2 tRNA genes and 1 rRNA gene are annotated in these 496 nt (G+C 42.5%); all 3 read left to right on the top strand.

The annotated features are described in order from the left end of the window. Positions 1-63 (top strand): 16S ribosomal RNA (locus tag ACEN4I_RS13475); the annotation flags it as partial. Between the two features lie 108 nt (positions 64-171). Then, positions 172-245, top strand: a tRNA-Ile gene (locus ACEN4I_RS13470). 26 nt (positions 246-271) lie between these two features. Next, positions 272-344: transfer RNA gene (locus tag ACEN4I_RS13465), tRNA-Ala, on the top strand. The last annotated feature ends 152 nt before the right edge of the window (positions 345-496 follow it).

Raw genomic sequence — 496 nt, 5'->3', positions numbered from 1 at the left:
ATAATTGGGGTGAAGTCGTAACAAGGTAGCCGTATCGGAAGGTGCGGCTGGATCACCTCCTTTCTAAGGAATTAACGGAATCCTACACGGTTCGCTTTTACTTTGTTTAGTTTTGAGAGGTTTAGTCAATCTTTCAATTTAAACTGCATTCTTTAAATGAAGTGCTGAATTGGGCCTATAGCTCAGCTGGTTAGAGCGCACGCCTGATAAGCGTGAGGTCGATGGTTCGAGTCCATTTAGGCCCATTAAATTTCATTTTAAAGATAAACCTGGGGCCTTAGCTCAGCTGGGAGAGCGCCTGCCTTGCACGCAGGAGGTCAGCGGTTCGATCCCGCTAGGCTCCATTGCAACTTAGTTGCAACTGAATATTGTTCTTTGAAAACTGGATATTGTCTAATAGAAACATTTAAGTAAGAAACCGAGAAACACACCGCGTTTAAAAGAGTTTTTTAATTGTTCTTATCGCAAGATAAAACAAGCAACTTCGGTTGCAACA

The sequence above is a fragment of the Desemzia sp. FAM 23990 genome (assembly GCF_045528485.1).
GTDB lineage: Bacteria > Bacillota > Bacilli > Lactobacillales > Carnobacteriaceae > Desemzia.
The sequence above is the reverse complement of the archived record's forward strand: the minus strand, read 5'-3'. Positions and strand labels throughout refer to the sequence as shown.